Here is a 22655-nt window from a genome sequence, read left to right on the forward strand (position 1 = left end):
TGCTGCCACACACGGCGGGGTGGATTGGCGGGCCGTCTTCGCCTTCCCGAACCCGGTGAACGAATAATGCTGCACGGATCACCGCCAGGCTGGTTGTGGTCTCTCACCGCTCGCAGTGCTGTCCGTCAAGGTGCTGGCCCCGGATCGGGCACGCCAAGCTCGTTGCCCGTCCTCCCAAGCGTTTCGCCCAAGGCATCGGGGCCGCCTTGACGAGTGCCGCCGTCGTGCTGTTTTTCACCGCTTTCCAGCCCGCCGCTTGGATACTGCTGGCGCTGCTGATCGTGGCGGCTTCGCTGGAGGCATTTGCGGGCTTTTGCCTGGGCTGCGCAATTTTTGGCTTTCTGCAGCGCAGCGGCCTTATCCATGAAGCCGTGTGCGAGGCCCGCAACAACGTCACGCTTCGCCGGACGTAGCGGTGAGTCAGCCGGTGGTTACGGCAAGCAACCTGTCCGCCATGCCGCGGATGACCTCCGGGGCTTCCACGGCCTCGAGCCAATCGGCCGGCAGGCAGTCTTCGCCGTAGTACGCGCCCAGGATGTTCCCGGCGATGGACCCTGTGGAGTCGCTGTCGCCACTGTGATTGATTGCCACGGCTATTGCGATCCGAAAGTGTTCTGCCGGCGTGCTGCCGCTGGTGGCCAACACAGCATAAAGCCCGACGGCGAGTGCCTCCTCGGCGATCCATCCCTCGCCCAACGCTGCGGTCAGTTCGTCGGGGTCCAGATGGGTTGGCTGCAGCGACAACTGGAGGGCCGCTTCCAGCCGCTCCGCCAGCTCCGGTGCCTTGGTAGGGACGCCATTGACGTAGGCGAGGGCCTCCGTAGCGGCGGTGCGGATGTCGCTTCCGGCCACGATGTTGTGGATCAGGAGGCCGAAGGCTGCGGCGCTGAGCCGCGCGGAAGGGTGCCCGTGAGTCAACGACGCGGCGTCGGAACTGAGCTTGTACACAGCCTCCCGGGAAATGTGGGGGATGAGTCCGAACGGGGCCGAACGCATCACCGTGCCGCAACCCTTGGAGTCGGCATTGACCGGACGCGCCACTGTCCCCATCTCGCCCGTTGCCAAACCACTGAGACAGGCATTTCCGGGCGCACGGCGGTGACGCAGGACCTCCTGGGTGTCGATCCACCGCGGTTGCGGCACTGGGGCGGAGGAGGCAACGGCGACGTCCTGGGTGGCGAGCCAGCGCAGGTAAGCCAGCCACAGGCAGGCAATTTCGTCCGCCGCAACGCCGTCGTTGGCCCATTCGAGGGCTTCCACAAGGCCGTCCACGGTATACAACGTCATTTGCGTGTCGTCCGAGAAGTGGCTGGCGCCGTCGAGTTGCCCGAACGTCGTCAGGCCGGCGGAACCATAGCGGGCGCGAATTGCGGCAAGGGAGTCGAACTCCACCGCATAACCAAGGGAATCACCCAGTGCCCCTCCCAAAAGTGACCCGTGGACGCGGGACTCGAAGGAAGGAACAACGGGGGACGTACGCTCAACACTCATGCCAGTAACTTACCGTGCCCGTGAACCGCCGCTGATATGGTGGGGAAGCTGCCCGGCACTGACAAAACTTGGAGAGACATTTTGCGTGAACCTGCTTGGCGACGGACAGGCAAGACACCCGACTACAGGTTTTCCCTTGCCAATGAACGTACCTTCCTCGCGTGGATCCGCACGTCGCTTGCCTTGCTTGCCGGCGCCGTTGCCGTTGACCAGCTGGCTCCGAACATCGCCCCGACGCCCGTCCGGCTGGTCCTTTGTGTCTTGCTTGCCTTGGTCGGGGCGGGGCTGGCCGCACTTTCTTACCGCCGATGGGGACAGATGGAAGCCGCGATGCGCAACGATCAGGCGCTCCCGTTTTCCCGGGTCATGCTGTTCATGACCATCGTGGTGGCCGTTGCGGCGTTCGCCTTTGCGGTGCTGATCCTGGTGGCGCGGTAGGTATGGAAGTCCGCGACCCCGGGTTGCAGCCCGAGCGCACCACTTTGGCCTGGCGCAGGACTCTGATCTCCCTTGTGGTGGTGGACCTGTTTATCTGGCGGAGTTGGCTGACATCCGAACCTTCCAACGGGAACGTTGTCGCAGGCCTTCCCGGACTTGATTACCAAGGGATCTGTGCACTCGTGGCAGCCGCGGCCACCATCGTGCTGGCCTCCGTGGTGTGGGTTCGCTCACGCCAACTCCACGTCGGAAACTCGGCGGCATCAGCAAGGCTGGTCTTGGTCAGCACGCTGGCAGTGATGGGTCTCGGGGCCAGTGCCATCGCCGCCATCGCCTTGGGCGGATAAGCTCAATGGCGGGATTCAGCAACCGCCCAGACTCGGCTGGCAAGATACTCAATGGCCTTGAGCATTCAATGCCCCCGCAGCACCAGCGCCAAACACCAGCGTCCCCCTAGACGAAGCCGGTCCTACCGGCATCCCGGATCAACCGTAAGGACTCACACGACATGACCTCTCCTGTACAGGCCACACCCGAACCCCAGCCGGGACTTGTTGCCCGGTTGTCGGCTGAAGCTTTGGGATCGATGTTCGTTGTGGTCGCGGCAGTGGGAGTCGGGATTTTTTCAAATCCTGGTGCTGCGCCCTTGCCGGCAGCTCTAGCGACCGGCCTCACGGTGACAGCGGCAATGCTGGCGTTCGGTTATGTCTCCGGAGGACACTTCAACCCGGCTATCACCTTGGGCAATCTGATTGCCGGCCGAATCCGTGCCGTGGCGGCCGTTGCATATGTGGCGGCGCAAATCATCGGCAGCGTGGTTGGTGCTGCCCTGATGTACTTCGTGGTAACCACCGTGCCGGTCCTCACGGATGCCCGCGCCGCGTTTGACGTTGTTGCGCCGGGTTTTGGCGACCATGCTTCTGCGCAAACACAGATGGCAGGAGTCCTGCTGGTTGAAGTCTTGGGGTCTGCCCTGCTTGTGGCAGTGTTCCTTGGCGCGACCGCCGGTCGCCGGGCTCTTCCCGCGATGGCTCCCTTCGCCGTAGGCCTTGCCATGGCTGTTTTGCTGCAACTCGGACAGGTCCTGGGGAACCTTCCCTTCAACCCTGCGCGGGCAACAGCGCAGGCATTCTTCAGCTCACCCTGGGCGATTGAGGGCCTTTGGCTCTTCTGGGTGGCCCCGCTGATGGGTGCCGCACTTGCCGGTCTCGCCTTCCGAGGTTTCCAAGGCTTGTCACAGGCCGCCGTCGCTGACACTGACCACTTCCACGGCGGCACCGACGGCATTAACGACGCCTTCGATGCTGATGATGAGCCTGCTGAAGACTCAGAGGTCAAGGAAGAAGCCGCTGCAAAAGCTGACATTGCCCCTTCCCGGGCTGTACCGACCGTGCCGGTCACCGATGACGCCCGTGATTTTTTCGACGGTAAAAAGGGCAAATAAACCTTAAGGTATCGACGGCGGACGGCTCGCCTGCGCTTTATTGTCGGTGCCCCCGGTTAACTTGAGAATATGCGGTTACTTCACACTTCTGATTGGCACCTTGGCCGGTCATTCCACGGCGTTGGCATGCTTGATGCCCAACGCAACTTCGTGGACCAGTTGGTGTCGCTGGTGGAATCCAAGTCCGTTGACGTCGTGCTGATTGCAGGGGATGTCTACGATCGCGCCTTGCCTGGCCTGGACGTGGTGAAACTGCTTGATGACGCCCTCGTGCGCATCACCCAGGCAGGGGCCGGCGTCGTCCTGACCAGCGGCAATCACGACTCCGCCATCAGGTTGGGCTTTGCATCCCGTCTGCTGGAACGCGGGGGAGTGCACCTGAGGACCAAGGTGGAGGACATTGATGTACCAGTCCTCTTCCCCCTCGGAGGCGATGAGAATGCCAAGAACAGCACACCGAACGGCCAAGTCGCCGTCTACGGAATCCCCTATCTTGAGCCCCGGCTCGTGGCTGAACGGTTGGGTGCTGAGAACGCCAACCATTTTGATGTGACCCTGGCCGCAGTGGAAAGGATCCGGCGTGATGTTGAGGCGCGCCGTGCATCAGGACCCGTGTATCCGGTGGTCCTCGCGCATACCTTTGCCAGTGGGGGCATTACCTCGGAAAGCGAACGGGATCTGAGCATCGGCGGCTTGGGCGCGGTTCCACTGGATCTCTTTGATGACTTCGCCTACACAGCATTGGGTCACCTCCATGGGCGGCAGGAGCTGGCTCCACATGTCCGGTACTCCGGCTCTCCCTTGGCCTATTCGTTCTCGGAAGCCAAGCACCACAAGGGTGCCTGGCTGGTAGACCTCGACGCCGGCGGCGTGATCGCTGTTGAGGAAGTTCTGTGGGAAGCCCCCAAAGCCCTCGCCACCTTGCGCGGGACGCTGGACGACCTGCTGGGCGCCGAAGAGCACGCGTGGGCAGAGAATGCTTACTGCCAGATCACGTTGACCGATACGCAACGGCCGGCACAGGCCATGGAGAGGGTGCGCACCCGTTTCCCTGACACTTTGGTGCTCTCTTTCGATCCCCAGGGTGCTGCGGCGCGGACCTCAACCAGCTACAGCAATCGGCTCGCCGAGGCAGAAGACGACCTTGGCGTCTGCTGTGGTTTTCTGGACCACGTCAGGGACCGCGACGCCAGCGATGCAGAAGAAGCTGCACTGCGCGAAGCCCTTGAAGCTGTCCGCCTGCAGGAGGCCGAACTGTGAGAATTCATCGTTTGGACATCGAAGCCTTCGGTCCGTTTGCAACGCCCCAGCATATTGACTTCGACCATTTGAGCGCCCAAGGACTTTTCCTCCTCAACGGCGCCACAGGGGCCGGAAAGACCAGCATTCTGGATGCCATCTGCTTCGCCCTGTACGGGTCCGTTCCCGGCGCCCGCCAGGAAGGGAAACGGCTACGAAGCGATCATGCGGCGCCAGGTGCGGAGCCTCGCGTGGTCTGTGAGTTCTCCGCGCGGGGTCGCCGTTTTGAAGTGACGCGGTCGCCCGCTTGGGACCGGCCCAGCGCCCGCGGACGCAATGGATTCACTACCCAACAAGCCAAGACCCTCCTCAGGGAGCGCGTCGCCGGGAGCTGGGAGGAGAAATCTTCCAGGAATGACGAGGTTGGGGCCGAACTTTCGGACGTCCTCGGAATGGACCGGGAGCAGTTCACCCGGGTAGTGATGCTGCCACAGGGAGACTTCGCCGCATTCCTGAGGTCCAAGGCCAATGACCGGCTGGAACTCCTCCAAAAATTGTTCGGCACACAACGATTTGAAGCGGTTGAACGCCAGCTCGTTCACCAGGCTGCCGAGGCCGCCCGTGCCGTGCAGGAGAACGCGTCAGAGCTCAAGCTACTGCTGGACCGCGTTGCATCGGAACAGGACCAGCTGGGCCTTCCCGCCGCTGACACTTCGGCCGCAGGGACGGAACCAGGACAGGGGCCTGAGGCCTGGCTTGCCGGGGTAGAGGCAGAAGTAGAAGCTGAATGGAAGCGGCGGCAGAACGAGGCCGCCGAGGCAGAATCCCTGTCTTCCCGCCTTATGGAGCATTTCCAGGAGGCCCAGGAGAAGTCCCAGCGGCATGGGCGTCTCGGTGCCGCGATGCAGCGGCGGGTCCTGCTTGAACTTGCAGCGCCCCGTGCCTTGGAGAACAAGGAAATGCTGGGGAAGCACCGACGCGCCGCTGTTCTCAGCGGCCAACTGGAAGCAGTTGACTCCGCAGCGCGCAAACTCCACACGGCGTCTGCGCGGGCTGCCGGTCTTCGCGAGAAGCTTGATGCCGCGGGCCTGGATGCAGCAAAGCCCACCATTGCCCTGGAAACCGTCAAGGCGAGTTGCGCAGTCCTTGAGGCCAGGCTGCCAGAAGAACAGCGCTTGGAAGGGATCACAGTCCGCCTGGCGGCCAGGCGTGGTGAACTGGCGGAACATCTATCCGCTGCGGAAGCTGCGGCCACCGTGGTGGACCAGCTGCGCGAAGAAGTGTCCGCCGTGGAGCTGGAGATCCAGCCGCTCGAACCTTTGGCTGACCAACTGGCCGAACGTGAACGGGAGGCTACGGCTGCGGCCGAGTTGGTGGGAATTGTGGCCCGCCACGCAACTGCTGCCAGCGAATTGGATGTGATCACCGGGAAGCATCTGCACGCCCGGTCCGCATCGCAGGATCTCCGGCAGAAGTGGCTTGACGTCCGCGAACTGCGTTTAGCCAACGCAGCGGGGGAACTGGCCGCCGCGTTGGAGAGCGGTAAGCCATGTGCTGTTTGCGGAAGCGAAGAACACCCCAACCCCGCCCAAGCCGTGCGAACAGCACTTTCCCTGGCCCAGGAAGAGGAAGAGGCCAGGGAACGGTTTGAGGCGAGCGAAAGAGCCCTGGGGCTCCTCGCCGAGCAAGTTTCCTCGGCAGCGCAGGTGCTCGCCGGACTGGTGGCACAGGGTGGTTCAGCCGATGCTGCCGCCGCAGAGTCCACGCTTGCAGATGCCCAGGCCGCGGCCTTGGCCGCACGTACGGCGGAAGCCTCATTGGAGAAACTTCGTGTCCGGCACGAGGCCCTCATTAAGCGCATCGTACTCGCGCAGGAAGAGCACGATGCATCCGTGGGAGCAGCGGCGCAGGCGTCGGCGGCTGTCCACGTACTCCAAGAGCAATGTGTTGCCCTCGAAACGGATCTTGCTGGCTTGAGGGGCGACTTTTCGAGCTTGCGCGATCGTTTGGAAGCACTCGAGGCTGAACGCGGCCTCCTGCAGGCAGCTGTGGATGCAGACCGCGAACTGGAACGAGCCGAACAAGCGAGGCAAGACGCTGCCGCATCCCTTGACAAAGCTTTGTCGAAATCCGGGTTCGCCTCGGCCGACGACGCCCGCCGGGAGATCCTCTCTCCCGCCGATGTTGTGGGCCTGGAAAAGGACCTGGCCGATTTCGATGCTGAGTCATCCCGTCTGGATGAGTTGTTTGGCAGTGAGGACCTCGTCCTCGCTGCCAAGGAAGCGAGCATTGGAGAACATCCTTTGGGAGAAGCCGAACTTGCCGAATCGAAGCTTCATGCTGCGAATGCCGCGGACGATGCACGGGCCAAGGCTTTGTCGGCCGGGCTTGCTGGAAAATCGGCGGCCGCTGTTGCCCGTTTTCGGACGGAGTACCAAAGCTTGGCGCAAGCCGGAAGGGAGCCGCGGAACCGGGCGCAGATGCTGGCTGAGCTGGCCGATACCGTGAGGGGATCGGGCGACAACAGCTACCGGATGAGCCTGAACGCCTACGTCTTGGCGGCACGCCTTGAACAGGTGGCCACCGCGGCCTCCGAGCGCCTTGTAGCCATGAGCGATGGCCGGTATACGTTGCAGCACACGGACGCTAAGGCTGCCAGAGGCGCAAAGTCCGGGCTTGGGCTTGAAGTTGTGGACGAGTGGACGGGGCAGCGGCGGGACACGTCCACGTTGTCGGGCGGTGAATCCTTCATGGCGTCGTTATCCTTGGCTCTTGGCCTCGCCGATGTGGTCCAGCAGGAGGCCGGCGGCGTGGATATCGAGACCCTGTTTGTTGACGAAGGCTTCGGCAGCCTCGATGACCAGGCCCTGGAACAAGTGATGGATGCCTTGGAGGGATTGCGCGACGGCGGCAGGGTAGTTGGCCTTGTGAGTCACGTGGGGGAGATGAAGCAACGCATCACCAATCAGCTGCAGGTGGTTAAGGGCAGGCACGGTTCAAGCGTGCGGATTGCCGAAGCGGGTCCGGTCTGAGACGGATCCGATAGACTTAACCCGTTACACCGGGTCGCGCGCATCGGGAGGAGGGACGATGCGCACACTTTAGCGAACCCGGATTAATGGAAAAATCTTCAGTAGTTTCACAGCCTTTGTCACCGGCTCCTTCACGCCCCTCACGCCTGCCGGGGCGCTTTGCGCGGCTGCCGGAATTAGCGGGACCTGGTTTCCTGCCTTTGGGCCTTTTTGCCCGGCTCCCACTTGCCATGTTGACGGTCGGCACCCTGACGTTGGTCACCGCCGTCAGCAACTCCTACGCGATCGGCGGTATGGCGGCCGGAGCGGTTGGCATTGGCTCGGCGTTGGGTGCACCGGTGCTCGGCTCATTGGCCGACCGGGCCGGACAACGGATCGTCCTCCTCGTGGCAGCGGTGGTGAATACGCTTGCCGTTGCGGGGCTCCTCGCCGCGGCATACCTCACCACCGGCTACGGTTCGGTGGGCGATGCAGTCGGTGTCCTCATCGCAGCCTTCCTCGCGGGAGCCAGCTGCCCGCAGGTGGGTCCCATGGCCCGTGTCCGCTGGATGGCGTTGACCACCCGCAATTTATCTTCCTCTGCCGGCAGCGGGGGCAGGAGCGTCGCAGCCAACCGGGCTGACCTGGACACCGCCCTGTCTTATGAAGGCACCGCGGACGAGATCACCTTCGTTCTGGGCCCTGCCTTGGTAGGTGTTCTGGCCAGCATGGTGGCGCCGTGGTTGCCGCTCGCGTTGGCTGCCGTCATGACCATCACCTTGGTTCCTGCCTTTGCGGTCCATCCAAGCCAGCATGCGGTGGTGCCCGCGCCTCGGAAGCCTCGGGCCGGCGTCGTCACTCCCAGTGGACAGGGGCCTTACAGCGAACAATCCTCTCCGGTGGCTCCGCAGCGGCGTAGCCGTTGGGCCGGAGCCGTGGTGGCCGTGCCGGTTGTCGCGATGGTGTGCATGGGTACCTTTTTCGGTGCAACGCAGAACGCCCTGAGTGCCTTTTCCGCCCAGTACGCTACTGCCGAGATCGCTGGACTCCTGTATGCAGTGATGGGCCTCAGCTCAGCCGTGGCAGCGCTTTCGGTGGCATTCTGGCCGCAACGGTTCAGCTTGGCTTCCCGCTGGGTTGCCGCAGCCTTGGCGATGTCCGTTCTGTCGCTCTTGCTGCTTCTCCCGGCGGGTATCTGGCCCATGATCTTTGTCCTGCTGATACTGGGCATTCCCGTGGGGCCCGTGATGGTGACCGTTTTCAGCATCGGCGGCGTGGTAGCACCGGCAGGGCGCATGGCAACGGTGATGACAGCCCTCGCCAGCGGAATCGTGGCAGGAACTGCGCTGGGCTCTTACCTGGCCGGGCAATTGGCTGAAACGCAAGGCCCGGGTGCGGCGTTTGTCGTCTCCATGGCGGCGGCCGCCGGCCTTTTGCTGCTGGGCGTAGTCACGTCCTTGGTGATGAAGCGCCAGTCTCAGTCGTAGTGGAGCGCTCCGGCGAGGGACGAGGCCATGAGTTCCACCAACCGGAGTGACCGTTCGTCGTCGGGGTCGGCCAAATGCTGCATGCTGATGCCGTCGATCCCGGAAATGAACATGCGCGTGATGTCCTCCAGATTGGCGGGGACAGGTTCGCCGGCGGCTTCCGCGGCTGCACGGAACAGCTCCAGCGTTGAGTTGACCCAGCCGTCGTACATGGAGCGGTTCATGAGCAAGGCCTGCGGCTGGTCTTCGGCCTCTACGCGGAAGCGCCGAAGCAGCAGTTCGAAAGTTGTGACCTGCTCATGGGGGTTTTCCAGCATACGGCTCCAGATGCGTCTGGCATGAACACCCACCATGTGGCGCAATCCCATTCCAGGATCAGCCACAGGCTCCAGGGCCTTGGCGTAGTCCCTGCTGAGGAAGTTATAGACCTCTTCAAGGAGCTCGTCCTTGCTCCGGAAACAGTAGTGCAGTGCCGCAAGCGGGGCTTCGGCTTCACTGGCGATTCGTCGTGTGGTTGCAGAGGCGAGGCCGTCCTGGGCGATCACCCTTGCTGCGGCCTCGACGAACTGCAGCCGCCTTTCCTCCGCGGGAACCCTGGCCATTCATGCACCTTCTTCTCTTTCAGGCGGTCTCATCGATCGTAGGCGCTATCCGCCGTGGCGTCGTTTCGGCCGTGCCGGGGAGGTGGAAAAGTCCTCCGAAAGAAATTTTACGTCAAAACCTAGTCAAGTGACCCAGTCAAGCGACATACTTCTTTCAGGAACGTTGTCTGCATCACATTTTGGATGCTGTGACCTGAGGAGAACCGATGGAAGATTTCGCTGATCTGGTGATCGTGAATGCCTCGGTCCACACCATGGACCCGGCGGCACCACATCACGTGAGCGATGCCGTCGCTGTCAAGGGCGGCCGCGTTGCGGCGCTGGGCCACCACGCGGTGAGCCCGTCGATTGGCCCCGACACGCAGGTTATCGACGCCGCCGGCGGGGCGGTCATCCCCGGCATCAACGATGCTCACCTGCATTTCGTCTCCGCGGCCATGGCCGCCTACGGCTATACCCGACTGGATCCGGCCGTGGCGCCTGATTGGGCGGCCGTCGTCGACGTCCTGGAGGCAGCGCCTGCGGGTGAGGACGGCTGGGTACGTGCCCATGGCTGGGACGAAGCCCTGCTGGGCCCGGCCCAAGGATTCCTGCTCGAAGTCAGGCCGGAAACCCCCGTAGTGGCGTTCGACAGTACAGGGCACCAGTTGCTGGCCAACCGGGAAGCGCTGAGAAGGGCAGGCGTTGACGCCGCGACGCCGGATGTTCACGGCGGCGTGGTGGCGAGGACTTCCGACGGCAGCCCATCCGGCCTGCTCCAGGACGGAGCTATGGAACTTCTCTCGCGGGCAATGCCGCCGGTTCCCGAATCCACCTTGCGGCCGGCTCTGCTTGCCTTGCAGGAGCAGCTGCATGCACTCGGTATCACCTCCCTCACCGATCCTGGCCTGGGTCCGGCAAGCGCCGGACTCATGGATGGTGCAGGTTCGACGGCGGCACTGGAGTTGCTGGGCGATCTCGCCGAGGCGAACCAACTGACGCTGAGGATCAACGTCCTGATGCTCTTCGCGGGAACCGGGGGAGCCAATGCCAGGGCGGTTGAGGCAGGCCTGCGCAGCGGACTTGCCGCTACCTACCTGAACCGCGGTATCAATCCTGAGCAGCTGCGGATCGCGGGTGTCAAAATCTTCGCCGATGGTATCCCCCGCAGCGGCACCTCGTGGATGAGTGAACCGTATGGCAAGGCATGCACGCACGGCAGCCTGGTGATCCAGGGGGCCACTGACGCCGAGCGGGTTGCGGAGCTGCACAAAATACTGGGGCTCATCAACGACGCCGGGTTGCAAGCAGGGGTCCACGCCACAGGGGACGCAGCCGCCGCAGCCGCCGTTGAAGCGATCATCGCAGCAGCTGTCGGAGCCGCGGCGCATTCAATGTCATCAGGGAATCGCCACTACATCATCCATGGGGCCTTCGATGATCTCGGGACACTTCACTCCATGGCTTCCCACGGCATTGGTTACAGCACCAACCCCCTCATCCGCCAAGAGGCCGGTGACATCATGCGCCAGGTCCTCGGTGAGGATCGTTTCTCCCGGCACCAGCCCCTGAAGTCAGCACTGGGAGCCGGAGTTCGTGTCAACCTTGCCTCGGATGCTCCCGTCACCAGTACCGATTGGCGGCGAACCGTGGTGGCAGCCGTCCGCCGAGCCACTCGTTCCCAGCCAGGCAGTCCGCAGGATCCGGAGCGGATTACTGGCTTGCAGGCGTTGGCTGCCATGACCACCAACGCTGCCTGGCAAGACCACGCGGAGCACTTCAAGGGTGCTTTGACACCCGGGATGACAGCAGATTTGTGCTTGCTCTCCAACCCTTGGCCGGTGGACGAGGACATTGAAAAGCTCCTCGACACTGAGGTCAGGCTCACCCTGAGCGGTGGCCGCGTAGTCCACCGATCAGCGTAGGCCACCAATCAACCAGACAGAACATTTCCCTTCCAACCATTCGTGATTCAAGGAGCACCATGCGACGCACCATTCCCTTGGCCCTGGCCGCAGTTTTGTCCATGACGTTGGCCGCCTGCGGTGGCGGTTCCGGCCCAGCCACCGCCCCCGCTGCGGACGGGACCACCACCCTCAAGGTGGGAACCATCGGTATAGGTTCGGACGCCGGTATCCGCCTCGCGGCTGACAAAGGCTATTTCAAGGAACAGGGTCTCAACGTCGAGATTTCTGTCATTGCCAACCCGCCTGCCGGTATTGCAGCTGCCCAGAGCGGTCAGATTGATCTCACCTACACTCCCTCCATCCCGCTTTTGAATGCATTGAGCCAGAACGTACCGCTCAAGATCATCGCCGCAGCCGATGGCTACAAGGACGGGGCTAGTGAGGGGGCGGACCTCAACCGCGTGGATGACACCGGCCTCCTGGTGCAGCAGGGGTCCACCATCAACCGGCCGAAGGACCTGGAAGGAAAGAGCGTCAGTGTTCCAGCCCGCAAGGCACAGCTGGAGGTTACAGTCAGCAAGCTCGTCAAGGACGACGGCGGGGACCCCGCCAAGGTGAATTGGATGGTCCTCGATCCGTCATCGGCACTCCAATCGTTGAACTCCGGACGAGTCGATGCGGCATCCCTGGTTGCCCCATTCACGTCCAAGGCCGCGTCAGAAGGCAACAGGCTTCTGGCCTCGCCCGGCGTCGAGTTCTTTGAACAGGGCGCGATTGGCCTCTGGGTGTCAGGGGCGAACACGGTGAAGTCCAAGGAGAAGGCGTTGGAGGGGTTCAAGGCGGCCATCTACAAGGCGAACGCATACGCCAACGGCCACATCGATGAAGCACAGCAGCTCAGCGCCGAAATCACCAAGACTCCGCTGGAGGTCGTGAAATCCGGTGCCGTGAACTACTGGCCCGAAGAGGTACGCCTCGAGGACATCGAACGCGCCAACAAAAACCTCGCTGAGCTCGGCTTCCTGAGTGCACCTGTGAAGCTGCCGGCTGACGTAATTTTCGGCAAGTAGGCCGTAAGCGACATGGGAGATTCATCATGAAAGCATCCATCCGCCCCTATGCGTTCAGCGCCTTGGGCATCGCCGGAGCCCTTGTCATCTGGCAGGTCCTGGCGACGGCCAACGTGGCAGGAAACGCGCTCCCACTGGCCACAACAGTGTTCACCACCCTCGCGACCATTCTGGGTACAGGCACTTTCTGGTCCGCCCTTGGCGCCACCATTGGCATCGCATTGCTCGCGTTGGCTTTGGCGGCCTTGGCGGGAGTAGTCCTCGGATTGCTGATAGGCAGCTTCGAATCCGTCCGGTACGCCACCTTGGCCGTGTTGGAATTCCTGAAACCAGTCCCGCCGATCGTTATCCTCCCCCTAGCGGTGCTGGTGCTTGGTCCTACTGCTGAGATGGCGCTTTTCCTGGTGGTGTTCGGGTGCTTGCTCCCCATCATCATGCAAACCGTTGACGGCGTGCAGGGCACCGACCCCGTGGCACGCGATACTGCCCGCTCCTACGGCATGGGCGAAGGAGAAATTCTGGCACGGGTGGTTTTGCCCAGTGCCATGCCCTACATCGGTACGGCTATGCGGGTGGCAGCTCCTGCCGCCTTGGTGGTCACGGTGGTGGCAGGCCTCCTCGGCGGTGGCCCGGGCCTGGGCCAAAGCATTTACCAGGCACAAGCGGCAGGTGACTACGCCAGTCTTTACGGATTGGTAATTGTCCTCGGTGTTCTGGGTCTGTTGTTCCAAGGTGCTACCCGGTTGGCCGAGCGCCGGGTTCTGCACTGGCATGAGTCCTACCGGGAAGTGGTGCCCTGATGAGAAACGTCGCAATACGAAACTGGGTGATCGGCGCAGGCACTCCGGTGCTGCTGCTTGCGGCATGGTGGTTCCTATCCGCCAACTCCGCCGATCCTTTCTTTCCTCCGCTGGAAACCATCCTCATCCGTTTTCAGGAACTGTGGCTGTTCGACCACTTCCAGTCCGATGTCCTTCTCAGCTTGGGAAACCTGTTCCTGGGCTTCGCCATCGCAGCGGTGGCCGGCATCGGGGTCGGGTTCGTCACGGCGCTGGTCCCTCCGGCCCGGTGGATGATCGATCCGTTGATCCACTTCCTGCGCGGTATACCTCCCGTGGCCTTAGTGCCGATCTTCATCTCCCTCATCGGCTTCGGTACGCAAATGCGCGTAACCAGCATTGCCCTGGCTGCGTTGTTCCCCACCATGATCGCCACAGTGGACGGCATCCGGAGTGTCAGCAACGATCTCATGGACGTCGCAAGGGTTTACCGGCTCAGCCGAAAGGAACGGGTGCTCAATGTCCTCCTGCCAGCGGCGATGCCCCAGATCTTCTCCGGTCTGCAGGTGAGCCTTCAAGTGGCCTTCATCGTGATGATTGCCAGCGAAATGCTCGGCAGTTCGCAGGGCATCGGAGCCATGACCTTGCTGGCACAACAGAGCTTCATGACCGCTGACATGTGGGCCGGCATCCTGCTCCTGGGTGTCATCGGATTCCTGGTCAACATCCTGTTCAGCCTTCTCAAGCGCAAGGTTTTGTCCTGGTACATCGGATCCCGTCGCATGGCGCGTGCAGCATGAGCGCCCGGCAGGTCCCGGTTCTTCCCACCCGAAACAGAAAGTCCACCATGGCACAGCAACCAGAAACCCGCATCAGTGCGACCACACCGCGGCTGGACGTGGCGCACCTCGCCAAGACCTACGGCAGCGGCGACAAATCACGCACAGTCATCGAAGACCTCACCTTCACCGTGGATGCCGGCGAGGTTGTCTGCATCGTCGGCCCATCAGGGGTTGGAAAGACGACACTCCTGAAATGCCTGGCCGGGCTTCATCCGGCAAGCAGCGGACGTGCAGCAATTGACGGGCGAACCATCAGCGGTCCGCCACCGGAGATGGCGCTGGTGTTCCAGGACTACAACCGCTCGCTCATGCCATGGCTCACCGTGCGGAAGAACCTGGTCCTCCCCTTGCGGCACCTCAAGTTGCCCCCAGCGGAACTGAAGGTGCGCTGCGATAGTGCGCTGGCCGCCGTCGGACTTTCCCATGCCGACAACCAATATCCGTGGCAGTTGTCCGGCGGCATGCAGCAACGCGTGGCGATCGCCCGGGCGCTGGCGTACCGGCCCGAGATCCTCATCATGGACGAGCCGTTCGCTTCAGTAGACGCACAGACCAGGTTTGACCTGGAGGACCTGTGCTTGAAGATCCGGAATGACTTCAACATGACTATTTTGGTGGTCACCCACGACATCGACGAGGCTGTCTACCTTGCGGACCGCGTAGTGGTCCTCGGGTCCCGGCCCGCCCGCGTCCTCAAGGTGGTGGACGTGGAATTGCCGGCACCACGCGATCAAATCACTACTCGCTCCTTGCCGGAGTTCGCCCGGCAGCGAACCGAAGTGCTGTCGCTCATCAAGAGGCCCGCATGACGGGGCAGCGACGGACAGCCGCCAACCGCCGGCCCAATGTCCTGTTCATCATCGCGGACCAGCTCCGGGCCGACCACCTGGGTTTTGCCGGCAACGCCACTGTCAAGACGCCAAACCTGGACGCGCTCGCAGCCAAGAGCGTTGTTTTCGAGAATGCGACGGTGGCCAACCCCACGTGCATGCCTAACCGGGCCAGCCTGATGACCGGTAGGTGGCCCTCCGCGCACGGGACCCGCTGCAACGGCATCACCCTTGACCCGCTGACCCGGACAGTTCCCGGATCCCTTGGGGCGGGTGGTTACCGGACGGTGGGTGTGGGAAAGCTGCACCATCAAAACATGGGCTGGGAGTTCGAGCCGCACCAGGCCGAGGAGATCCGGGCAACAGATCCCCTGTTGCTGGACGCCGTGATCAGCGACGCCCGCCGTCAGGGTCTTTCCCCGGGGTGGGATCAATGGGAGAACCGCGACGCCCACGATGCCCGTTTCATTCCACTCCCGGCAGACTACTACGGCTACCAGCATGTGGACCTCGTGATTGGCCACGGGGACCGGCCGGGAGGACACTACGTGCACTGGGCCCGGGAACGCGGCGTTGACCCCGAAACGCTGGGAGGTCCGGGAAATTCGTCCAGCACGTACGGGGGGTGGGATCAGGTGTATCAGACGGCTATCCCGGCTGATGTGCACCCCACCAGCTATGTGAGCGAGAAGGCGATCGAGCACTTGAAGGATGCTGCCGGCCAGGACCAGCCGTTCTTCATGTTCGTGTCCTTCCCTGACCCGCATCACCCGTTCTCGCCACCGGTAGGCTATTCAGACCTTTACAACCCAAAGGATCTGCCGCTCCCGCTGGGCTTCGAGCAGGACCATTCCGGCTCGCCGGAGCATGTCAGGAACATGATGGAGCACCGCGGTGAGCCGAATATGGACCCAACCATGACATGGGCGGCTACGGAGGAACAGTACAGGTTCGCGGCGGCCGCCCAGTACGGCCTGATCACCATGATGGACGAGCACATTGGTCGGATACTGGACGAGCTGGACCGCCAAGGACTGGCCGACGACACCATTGTGGTGTTCACCAGCGATCATGGCGATCTCTTTGGGGACCACGGCCTCATGCTCAAGCATTTTGTCCACTACCGCGCCGTGACCAATGTTCCGTTGGTGGTGCACCTTCCGGGCACCCCACCCCGGCGCGCTAAAGCCTTGGTTTCCAGTGCGGACCTGGCCCCGACCCTTCTTGAGCTCGCCGGCTCCAAGGGGTATAGGGGAATTCAGGGACGCTCCCTTGTGCCGCTCCTTCAGGGGGACACCGAGCATCATCGAGACTCGCTCCTGGTGGAGGAAGAGCAACCATTTGGCTTGGATGGACTGCCAGGACCTGTCCGTATGCGTACGGTCATCACCTTTGAGGGCAGGCTGACCCGCTACTTCGGCACCGGGATCACGGAACTGTACGATCATGGCGAAGACCCCGGGGAGCTGGTCAACCGTGCGGGAGATCCTGCTTACGCCGGATTGGAAGACAGGCTGTTGCGGACCATGCTCGAAGAGATGGCAGCCCTTGCGGATCAGGGCACGGCTCCGACGGCGGCGGCGTAGCCATCAGCTCGATGACGGCCGCTGGGTTTGTTGGTCCAGCGCGCCGTCAGTGGCTGTTGCGGTAGCCGGTGGGGGAGTTTCCAAAAGCCGCGCGGAAAATACGGCTGAAATGGGCGGCATCGGTGAACCCCCACCGCGCCGCGATGGCCGTCACAGGTCGATCTGCCAGCACAGGATCCCTGAGGTCCCGCCGGCACCGTTCGAGTCGGCGTTGACGAATGGAGGAGGCCACCGTGGTCCCGATTTCCTGAAAGAGGTCGTGCAGATGCCGCGTGGAGATGTAGTGTGCAGCGGCTATTGTTCCGGGGGAGAGTTCGGGATCGCCGAGGTTGGCCTCAATGTAGTCGTGGATGCGGCCCAGCAGTAATAGATGTGGATCCCGGCCTGTCTCGATCAATTGATCGAGTTCACCGTTGAAAAGTGTGGTGACCAGGTCCAACGCGTTGTGGACCAACCGCAGCCCATTGGTGCCGGAAAGGGCCTCGAGGTTGTCGGCCAGTTTCACCAGGAAGGGGCTGATGAGTTCGCCCAGGCCCTCATCGCCCGGAATCCGCAAAGCGGTCACATGTCCCATGGCTTCGGCCGGCAAGTCCAACAAGACATGCGGGAACATGAGCACCAAAGTACGGAAGTCGTCGTCGAACGTGAGTTGATACGGGCGGGAGGTGTCGTAGATGGAAAGATCACCGGGGCGGAGCACCGCCTCGCGTTCGTCCTGAATGAGGCGGCCCGATCCTGCGAGCTGGATGCTGAGCTTGAAGAAGCGCCCCGTGGACTTGGCAATCAGCTCCGGTGTGCGCAGGACGGTGTGGGGCCCGGCCGTAATTTCCACCACTGAGATCTGCCCCAGTACGCGCGCGCGCATGATGCCGTGGAAGGTGGCACCTTGGAAGGATGAACTGCCTGGGCCCGTAGCCAACAGGGGTACGAAAGAGCTGGAGATCGCCTTGCTCCACTCTTGGAACGACTCCGCCACGATGGTGTCCACGGTTGCGGGGCCCGTATCAGCCGCGACGGTCATCAAACTCCTTTTCCATGGCCCCCGGCGCCGCTGCCACAAGGGCGGGAATGCCAAAGGCGCGGACGTGAGCTTGCCCACGATTCTACACCGGGGCCTGCCAACGTCCGTGCTTGCGTGCAGCGACAAACACCCTGCCGTGTGAGACAAGTCACGCCGCGGCCCTGCGGTGGAAGATTGCGGAATGACAGACACCGTGCCGCGCAATTTCCCGCGGCACCGAGGCAGGAGCACACTATGAGCGTGGACAACCCCGTCAAGGGCAGGGCGGCCGGAGCCGTAGGCACCAAGAGGCGGCTGGGCGTACCGGCAGTAACCTTCATGATTATCGCGGCCTCGGCGCCGCTGACCGTGCTGGCGGGCGGTGTCACCACCACTTTTGCGGTCACCGGTGTCACCGGCGTGCCGCTGTCATTTCTGATCCTGGGTGCAATTTTGGCGCTGTTCGCTGTGGGCTACGCGGCCATGAGCCGTTACGTCACCAACGCAGGAGCGTTCTACGCGTACATCGCACAAGGCATCTCACGGCCGGCAGGCGTGGGCGCGTCGCTGATTGCCCTCATGGCCTACAACCTGATGCAAGTGGGCATTTACGGGTTGTTTGGCTTCACCGTCTCCTCGCTGCTGTCCGCACGGCTTGGTGTGAGCGTTCCTTGGTGGATTCCCGTGCTGGTGTGCATCGCAATCGTCGGGTGGCTGGGCGTGAACAGGGTGGACCTGTCCGCCAAGGTGCTCGGCATCCTGGTGGCCCTCGAGTTCCTGGTGGTCATCGTGTATGACGTCATCAGCCTCGCCGTAGCTCCGGAGGGCATCAGTGCAGCAACCTTCAGCCCCGAAAGCCTGTTCGTTCCCGGCATCGGAGCCGTTCTCTCGTTCGGCATCGCCGCCTTTATGGGCTTCGAATCGGCCGCTATTTATGGTGAGGAATCCAAGGACCCCAAGCGCACGGTAGCCCGGGCCACCTTCGCTGCCGTTGGGATCATTGCAGTCTTCTATGCAGTCTCTGCCTGGGCCATGACCGTGGGGGCGGGGCCGTCCGCTGTGATTGAGGCGGCCACCACCAGCGGCCCCGACATGATTTTTGCCTTCCTGGGCACTCACGGCGGTGTGCTGATCAGCGACATCGCCCAGATCCTCTTTGTGACCAGCCTTTTCGCCGCTCTGGTCAGCTTCCACAACGCAGTAGCCCGCTACTTCTTCTCTCTCGGCCGCGAGCGCGTCCTGCCGTCAACGCTGGCCAAAGTCCGGGTGGGCAGCGGGGCACCCTTCGCCGGTTCGTTGGCGCAGACGGTGATTGCCGTCGTCGTGACCTTGGCCTTCGCCGTTGCGGGATCCGGTTCCGAGCTCGGCGAACTGTACCCCGTGCTGACCATGTTCACCTGGCTGACCAACAGCGGGGCCATGGGCCTGGTGTTGCTGATGACTGTGGTATCGGTGGCGGTGATCGGGTTCTTCCGCCGGCAGCAGCATGGGGCAAGCCTGTGGGTCAGGGTGATCGCTCCGGGCCTGGGCTTTGTGCTTTTGGCCATCGTCTTTGTGCTCATCATGGCCAACTTCAACGTCTTGCTGGGACAGACCGAATCGACGGCTGTCACCTTTGTCTTGCCGATGCTGGTCCTGTTGCCCGGAGTGGTTGGTGTCATCTGGGGTTTGCGTCTGCGGCGCTCGCAGCCGGCACTGTACGCCCGGATCGGCCATGGGGCTGAAAGCTGATACCCAGCCACTAGCAAAGGAAGCCCCGGCGAGCGTAACGCTCACCGGGGCTTTCTTGTTGTCTTCCCCTAGGGCTACATCCCCTTGGCCGGATCAAGTTCCGGGCTGTGCCGGCTGATGCTGATCAGGCGGCCGTGGGCTCCGAAGGTGAAGTGCACGGGTTCCGTGCCTGCCTCGTCCCAGCCGAAGAGGCTGCCGTGGGACCTGATGGCGTGGGGATCCCGGTGGTCGGCGATGGTGACTGAGCCGCACGGTATGACTTTTTCGCGCCAGGTGAACACGAAGATTCCGGGCCGGACCTGAAAAACGGTGTTCGAGTCCGTGTCCGCCAGTCCGCGCTCCGGACCGGCGAGGCACTGCCATGTGTACCAGGTGGGGCTGAGGTAGATGTGCTCATATGCGTGCGATTCGCTGTAGACCCATTCAACGCGGCGGCCAATAAGTGCGTGACTTTCTGAAATTTCCGCCCCCGTGCTGTGGTGACCATCGAGCGTGCCGGGGCGGAAATCGTGGTGGACGGCGACGCTGGAGGCTGATGCCCTGCCGAGCGCCGCGCCAATGTAGAGGGCCCTGCCGTGCAGCAGGTCCAGGACCAGGGAAACTGCGATTTCGGGATCCGTCTGACTCTGCCACTGGGCGTAGTACAGTCCCTCGGCTACCAAGAAGGCCTCATAGGGGGCGGTTCCTGAATGACCGGCGGCAGCCCATTGAACTTCTTCGTCGTCGAAGCTGAACGTCATGGGTCCTCCGTCGTTGCGGACGGAGAACTGTTTTCCTGCCAGGTCTTGCACGGTGGGGGCCTTGTTGGCGTCGAAGCCGGGGGCCAGGCCATCCAGTGGCAGCCAGTTGGAGGTATCAAGGAGATTCAGGCTCATGGGTTCCTTCTCGTGCTCGAAAGAAGGCCGGACGGTGTGTCCGGTCCTTCTTCGAGTATTCGCTTTGCCACGGCTGCCGTCTTGTGCTGTGGGGCACGTCACTTGACCTGCGAAGAAGGGCTCAGGCCAGCTGGCTCTCGATCCGGGCTGCGCTGGCGGCCAGCGCCTTGCCCACGGCGTCGGCGTCCTGGTCCAGGCGGATATAGACGACGGCGATCGCTGCCGGCCGTCCGCCGGGAACCCGGATGGGGGCAGCGATGGAGGAGAGCCCGGCGATCACTTCGTCATGGCTGGTTGCGTAGCCCAGGCGGCGGGCCTCGTGGGCTTCGGCCCGGTAGGGGTTCCCGGCTCCTACCTGCTGCCAGCGTTCTTCCGTCATGGTTGATTGGATGGCTATCCCCGGGGCGCCGGTGGCGATCGGGTGGCGGTTCCCGGGGTGTTGGGCGAGGGCGGCCCCGGAGTGCCGTGGTTCAACGGTCACCAGGTTGACGCATTCCTGGTGGTCCCACACTGCGACGAAAGCGGTCATGTGCAGCGTGTTCGCCAGTTGCGTGAGCTCGGGCAGTGCGGCCGTTTGAAGGTTTCGTGACACTCCGCGGGCAAGGACCGACAGTCCGGGGCCTGGTTGAACGCGTCCGGAGTCGTCGCGCACCAGCAACGAGTGATCCTCCAGCGTCCGCAGGATTCGATAGGCCACGGACCGGTGGACGCCCAGGGCCTCGGTGAGTTCGGCAATGCTGAGGGGGCGTTCGGCTGCGGCGAGAATCTCCAACGCGCGGATACCGCGTGAGAGCGTTTGCGACGGCGGAACCTGCGTTGCTGCTTCCGGTGGACCCTTGACGTCGCTGCGGGGATTCATGCGAACCATTCTATGGTGGCCCAAAGCCCAGGGGTCTGTGCTTTGGGTCACAGGATGTAGTATTCTTTCCTAACTGACCGTTCTGTCGGTTAATGCAAGTCAAGCGCCGACCAGTCACTCTCACCCCATGGAGTTCCAATGACCGCAACTTCCACTGTCGACTCTCCGTCAGGACCCAGCAGCAAGCGCGAGGAGCGCAGGGTACTGGCCGGGACGTTGGTGGGCACCACCATTGAGTGGTACGACTTCTTCATTTTCGCCCAGCTCACCGCCACCCTGTTGGCGCCGTTGTTCCTTTCTCCCTTGGAGAAGTCCAACCCGGGAGTGGCCCAGCTCCTGTCGTTCGCCACGATCGGCATCAGTTTCCTGTTCCGTCCTCTCGGGGCCTTTGTCGCCGGACACCTCGGCGACAGGATGGGCCGCAAGGCCGTGCTTGTCATGACACTGGTCATGATGGGTGCTGCCACTGCGCTGATCGGCTTGCTGCCCACCTACGCAACCATCGGCGTATGGGCGCCTATCCTGCTCATCACGCTGCGCGTGGTCCAGGGGTTCTCGGCCGGTGGCGAGTGGGGCGGTGCTGCACTCATGGCTGTGGAGCATGCGCCGCTTAAGAAGCGCGGACTTTTCGGCGCCTACCCGCAGATCGGTGTTCCGATCGGCATGATCCTGGCCACCGGTCTGTTGTTCCTGCTGCAGTCGGGGATGTCCAAGGAAGACTTCGCGTCTTGGGGATGGCGCGTGCCGTTCCTGCTGTCCGTGGTCCTCATCGTGGTGGGATACCTGATTCGACGCGCCGTTGGTGAGAGCCCTGTCTTCAAGGAGATCGCCCAGCGCAAGGCCGAAAGCAAGGCACCCCTGGGTGAACTGTTCCGCAAGAACAAGAAGGAAGTTGTTCTTGCTGCCTTGATCTTCATCGCCAATAACGCGGCCGGTTACCTGCTGATCGCCTTCTTCATCTCCTACGCCACACGTACGTTGAAGATGCCTACGCCGCAGGTCTTGCTGGCCACCACCATTGCGTCCTTCGGCTGGCTCATCTTCACCATGGTGGGCGGTTGGTTGTCAGACAAGATTGGTCGCGTCAAGACGTTCCTGATCGGTTACGGCTTGGTCTTCGCGTGGATGATTCCCATGTTCGTGCTGATCGATTCCAAGGACATCCTGCTCTATGGAACCGCACTGTTTGTCCTCACTATCGGATTGGGTCTGTCCTACGGTCCTATGTCCGCCATGTACGCCGAGATGTTCCCTGCCCAAGTCCGATACTCGGGAATTTCCATCGGATATGCGCTGGGTGCAATCCTGGGCGGCGCTTTCGCTCCGCTCATTGCCCAAGCTCTCCTGGATACCACCAAGTGGTCCGGATCAGTGGGCATCTACATCATGGTTCTGTGTGTCATCTCCGCAATTGGCGTGATCTTGGCCAAGGAAACCCGTGGCCGTCCGCTGGGATATAGCGTCCACCACTAGAAGCTGCAAAAA

Annotated in this window: 20 protein-coding genes; 15 read left to right on the forward strand and 5 right to left on the reverse strand. The window is 62.6% G+C overall.

Annotated features, from left to right (window positions below; genetic code table 11):
- Window positions 1-206: 206 nt before the first annotated feature.
- Window positions 207-413 carry a DUF4395 family protein gene (locus J3A64_RS23935; protein ID WP_307807161.1) on the forward strand — a complete coding sequence of 69 codons (207 nt, stop codon included), beginning with the start codon at window positions 207-209 and terminating at the stop codon, window positions 411-413.
- 7 nt (window positions 414-420) lie between these two features.
- On the opposite strand, the gene J3A64_RS03910 is transcribed toward J3A64_RS23935, so the two are convergent.
- The gene (locus tag J3A64_RS03910; RefSeq protein WP_210063665.1) at window positions 421-1491 is read right to left on the reverse strand and encodes an ADP-ribosylglycohydrolase family protein; all 1071 of its coding nucleotides are present in this window, start codon (window positions 1489-1491) and stop codon (window positions 421-423) included.
- Window positions 1492-1572: 81 nt separating this feature from the next.
- Here J3A64_RS03910 and J3A64_RS03915 point away from each other — a divergent pair, with 81 nt between their 5' ends.
- The 6 genes from J3A64_RS03915 to J3A64_RS03940 all read left to right on the forward strand — a co-directional run bounded on the left by J3A64_RS03915 (window position 1573) and on the right by J3A64_RS03940 (window position 9110).
- Window positions 1573-1929: a YidH family protein gene (locus tag J3A64_RS03915; protein WP_175538584.1), complete on the forward strand. Its 357-nt coding sequence runs from the start codon at window positions 1573-1575 to the stop codon at window positions 1927-1929.
- A gap of 2 nt (window positions 1930-1931) precedes the next feature.
- Window positions 1932-2276 (forward strand): DUF202 domain-containing protein, encoded by a 345-nt coding sequence (locus J3A64_RS03920; protein WP_210063666.1) that lies wholly within the window; start codon window positions 1932-1934, stop codon window positions 2274-2276.
- A 161-nt stretch (window positions 2277-2437) separates the two neighbouring features.
- Window positions 2438-3373 (forward strand): aquaporin, encoded by a 936-nt coding sequence (locus tag J3A64_RS03925; protein WP_011775222.1) that lies wholly within the window; start codon window positions 2438-2440, stop codon window positions 3371-3373.
- A gap of 69 nt (window positions 3374-3442) precedes the next feature.
- A complete protein-coding gene (locus J3A64_RS03930) occupies window positions 3443-4633 on the forward strand; it encodes an exonuclease SbcCD subunit D (RefSeq protein WP_210063667.1) in 1191 nt (396 codons plus the stop codon).
- Window positions 4630-7644 (forward strand): AAA family ATPase, encoded by a 3015-nt coding sequence (locus J3A64_RS03935; protein WP_210063668.1) that lies wholly within the window; start codon window positions 4630-4632, stop codon window positions 7642-7644. The genes J3A64_RS03930 and J3A64_RS03935 overlap by 4 nt, the downstream gene beginning before the upstream one ends.
- Window positions 7645-7730: 86 nt before the next feature.
- Window positions 7731-9110: an MFS transporter gene (locus tag J3A64_RS03940; protein WP_210063669.1), complete on the forward strand. Its 1380-nt coding sequence runs from the start codon at window positions 7731-7733 to the stop codon at window positions 9108-9110.
- Here J3A64_RS03940 and J3A64_RS03945 read toward each other — a convergent pair.
- The gene (locus tag J3A64_RS03945) at window positions 9101-9712 is read right to left on the reverse strand and encodes a TetR/AcrR family transcriptional regulator (protein ID WP_011775218.1); all 612 of its coding nucleotides are present in this window, start codon (window positions 9710-9712) and stop codon (window positions 9101-9103) included. The two genes, J3A64_RS03940 and J3A64_RS03945, sit on opposite strands and share 10 nt — an antisense overlap.
- Before the next feature lie 206 nt (window positions 9713-9918).
- On the opposite strand from J3A64_RS03945, the gene J3A64_RS03950 reads away from it, so the two are divergent.
- The 6 genes from J3A64_RS03950 to J3A64_RS03975 are packed head-to-tail and all read left to right on the forward strand — an operon-like array spanning window position 9919 to window position 16705.
- Window positions 9919-11616 carry an amidohydrolase gene (locus J3A64_RS03950; protein WP_210063670.1) on the forward strand — a complete coding sequence of 566 codons (1698 nt, stop codon included), beginning with the start codon at window positions 9919-9921 and terminating at the stop codon, window positions 11614-11616.
- 59 nt (window positions 11617-11675) lie between these two features.
- The gene (locus tag J3A64_RS03955; protein ID WP_210063671.1) at window positions 11676-12668 is read left to right on the forward strand and encodes an ABC transporter substrate-binding protein; all 993 of its coding nucleotides are present in this window, start codon (window positions 11676-11678) and stop codon (window positions 12666-12668) included.
- A gap of 26 nt (window positions 12669-12694) precedes the next feature.
- A complete protein-coding gene (locus tag J3A64_RS03960; protein WP_011775215.1) occupies window positions 12695-13468 on the forward strand; it encodes an ABC transporter permease in 774 nt (257 codons plus the stop codon).
- The gene (locus J3A64_RS03965; RefSeq protein ID WP_011775214.1) at window positions 13468-14247 is read left to right on the forward strand and encodes an ABC transporter permease; all 780 of its coding nucleotides are present in this window, start codon (window positions 13468-13470) and stop codon (window positions 14245-14247) included. The genes J3A64_RS03960 and J3A64_RS03965 overlap by 1 nt, the downstream gene beginning before the upstream one ends.
- Window positions 14244-15098, forward strand: a complete 855-nt coding sequence (locus J3A64_RS03970) for an ABC transporter ATP-binding protein (protein WP_210063672.1) — start codon at window positions 14244-14246, stop codon at window positions 15096-15098. The genes J3A64_RS03965 and J3A64_RS03970 overlap by 4 nt, the downstream gene beginning before the upstream one ends.
- Entirely contained in the window at window positions 15095-16705 is a 1611-nt protein-coding gene (locus J3A64_RS03975) for a sulfatase-like hydrolase/transferase (RefSeq protein WP_210063673.1), read from the forward strand. The genes J3A64_RS03970 and J3A64_RS03975 overlap by 4 nt, the downstream gene beginning before the upstream one ends.
- Before the next feature lie 46 nt (window positions 16706-16751).
- Here J3A64_RS03975 and J3A64_RS03980 read toward each other — a convergent pair whose 3' ends face one another.
- Complete coding sequence (locus J3A64_RS03980; RefSeq protein WP_014922139.1) at window positions 16752-17726, reverse strand: helix-turn-helix domain-containing protein; 975 nt, start codon at window positions 17724-17726, stop codon at window positions 16752-16754.
- A gap of 234 nt (window positions 17727-17960) precedes the next feature.
- Here J3A64_RS03980 and J3A64_RS03985 point away from each other — a divergent pair, with 234 nt between their 5' ends.
- Window positions 17961-19436 (forward strand): APC family permease, encoded by a 1476-nt coding sequence (locus J3A64_RS03985; protein WP_210063674.1) that lies wholly within the window; start codon window positions 17961-17963, stop codon window positions 19434-19436.
- 74 nt (window positions 19437-19510) lie between these two features.
- On the opposite strand, the gene J3A64_RS03990 is transcribed toward J3A64_RS03985, so the two are convergent.
- Entirely contained in the window at window positions 19511-20311 is an 801-nt protein-coding gene (locus J3A64_RS03990; RefSeq protein ID WP_286176158.1) for a MoaF C-terminal domain-containing protein, read from the reverse strand.
- 121 nt (window positions 20312-20432) lie between these two features.
- A complete protein-coding gene (locus J3A64_RS03995) occupies window positions 20433-21179 on the reverse strand; it encodes an IclR family transcriptional regulator (RefSeq protein ID WP_014922136.1) in 747 nt (248 codons plus the stop codon).
- 129 nt (window positions 21180-21308) lie between these two features.
- On the opposite strand from J3A64_RS03995, the gene J3A64_RS04000 reads away from it, so the two are divergent.
- Window positions 21309-22643: an MFS transporter gene (locus tag J3A64_RS04000; RefSeq protein ID WP_011775207.1), complete on the forward strand. Its 1335-nt coding sequence runs from the start codon at window positions 21309-21311 to the stop codon at window positions 22641-22643.
- Window positions 22644-22655: the final 12 nt, after the last annotated feature.

This window comes from Pseudarthrobacter sp. PvP004, from assembly GCF_017876035.1.
In the GTDB taxonomy this organism is placed as follows: Bacteria; Actinomycetota; Actinomycetes; order Actinomycetales; family Micrococcaceae; genus Arthrobacter; species Arthrobacter aurescens_A.

Bases quoted from the DNA above. Each gene is read 5' to 3' on its own strand.
- J3A64_RS03910 (WP_210063665.1), bottom strand. From the start codon at position 1,491: ATGAGTGTTGAGCGTACGTCCCCCGTTGTTCCTTCCTTCGAGTCCCGC.
- J3A64_RS03965 (WP_011775214.1), top strand. From the start codon at position 13,468: ATGAGAAACGTCGCAATACGAAACTGGGTGATCGGCGCAGGCACTCCG.
- J3A64_RS03950 (WP_210063670.1), top strand. From the start codon at position 9,919: ATGGAAGATTTCGCTGATCTGGTGATCGTGAATGCCTCGGTCCACACC.
- J3A64_RS03925 (WP_011775222.1), top strand. From the start codon at position 2,438: ATGACCTCTCCTGTACAGGCCACACCCGAACCCCAGCCGGGACTTGTT.
- J3A64_RS03970 (WP_210063672.1), top strand. From the start codon at position 14,244: ATGAGCGCCCGGCAGGTCCCGGTTCTTCCCACCCGAAACAGAAAGTCC.
- J3A64_RS03995 (WP_014922136.1), bottom strand. From the start codon at position 21,179: ATGGTTCGCATGAATCCCCGCAGCGACGTCAAGGGTCCACCGGAAGCA.
- J3A64_RS03980 (WP_014922139.1), bottom strand. From the start codon at position 17,726: ATGACCGTCGCGGCTGATACGGGCCCCGCAACCGTGGACACCATCGTG.
- J3A64_RS03940 (WP_210063669.1), top strand. From the start codon at position 7,731: ATGGAAAAATCTTCAGTAGTTTCACAGCCTTTGTCACCGGCTCCTTCA.
- J3A64_RS04000 (WP_011775207.1), top strand. From the start codon at position 21,309: ATGACCGCAACTTCCACTGTCGACTCTCCGTCAGGACCCAGCAGCAAG.
- J3A64_RS03920 (WP_210063666.1), top strand. From the start codon at position 1,932: ATGGAAGTCCGCGACCCCGGGTTGCAGCCCGAGCGCACCACTTTGGCC.
- J3A64_RS03960 (WP_011775215.1), top strand. From the start codon at position 12,695: ATGAAAGCATCCATCCGCCCCTATGCGTTCAGCGCCTTGGGCATCGCC.
- J3A64_RS03975 (WP_210063673.1), top strand. From the start codon at position 15,095: ATGACGGGGCAGCGACGGACAGCCGCCAACCGCCGGCCCAATGTCCTG.
- J3A64_RS03945 (WP_011775218.1), bottom strand. From the start codon at position 9,712: ATGGCCAGGGTTCCCGCGGAGGAAAGGCGGCTGCAGTTCGTCGAGGCC.
- J3A64_RS03985 (WP_210063674.1), top strand. From the start codon at position 17,961: ATGAGCGTGGACAACCCCGTCAAGGGCAGGGCGGCCGGAGCCGTAGGC.
- J3A64_RS03990 (WP_286176158.1), bottom strand. From the start codon at position 20,311: ATGAGCCTGAATCTCCTTGATACCTCCAACTGGCTGCCACTGGATGGC.
- J3A64_RS03930 (WP_210063667.1), top strand. From the start codon at position 3,443: ATGCGGTTACTTCACACTTCTGATTGGCACCTTGGCCGGTCATTCCAC.
- J3A64_RS03955 (WP_210063671.1), top strand. From the start codon at position 11,676: ATGCGACGCACCATTCCCTTGGCCCTGGCCGCAGTTTTGTCCATGACG.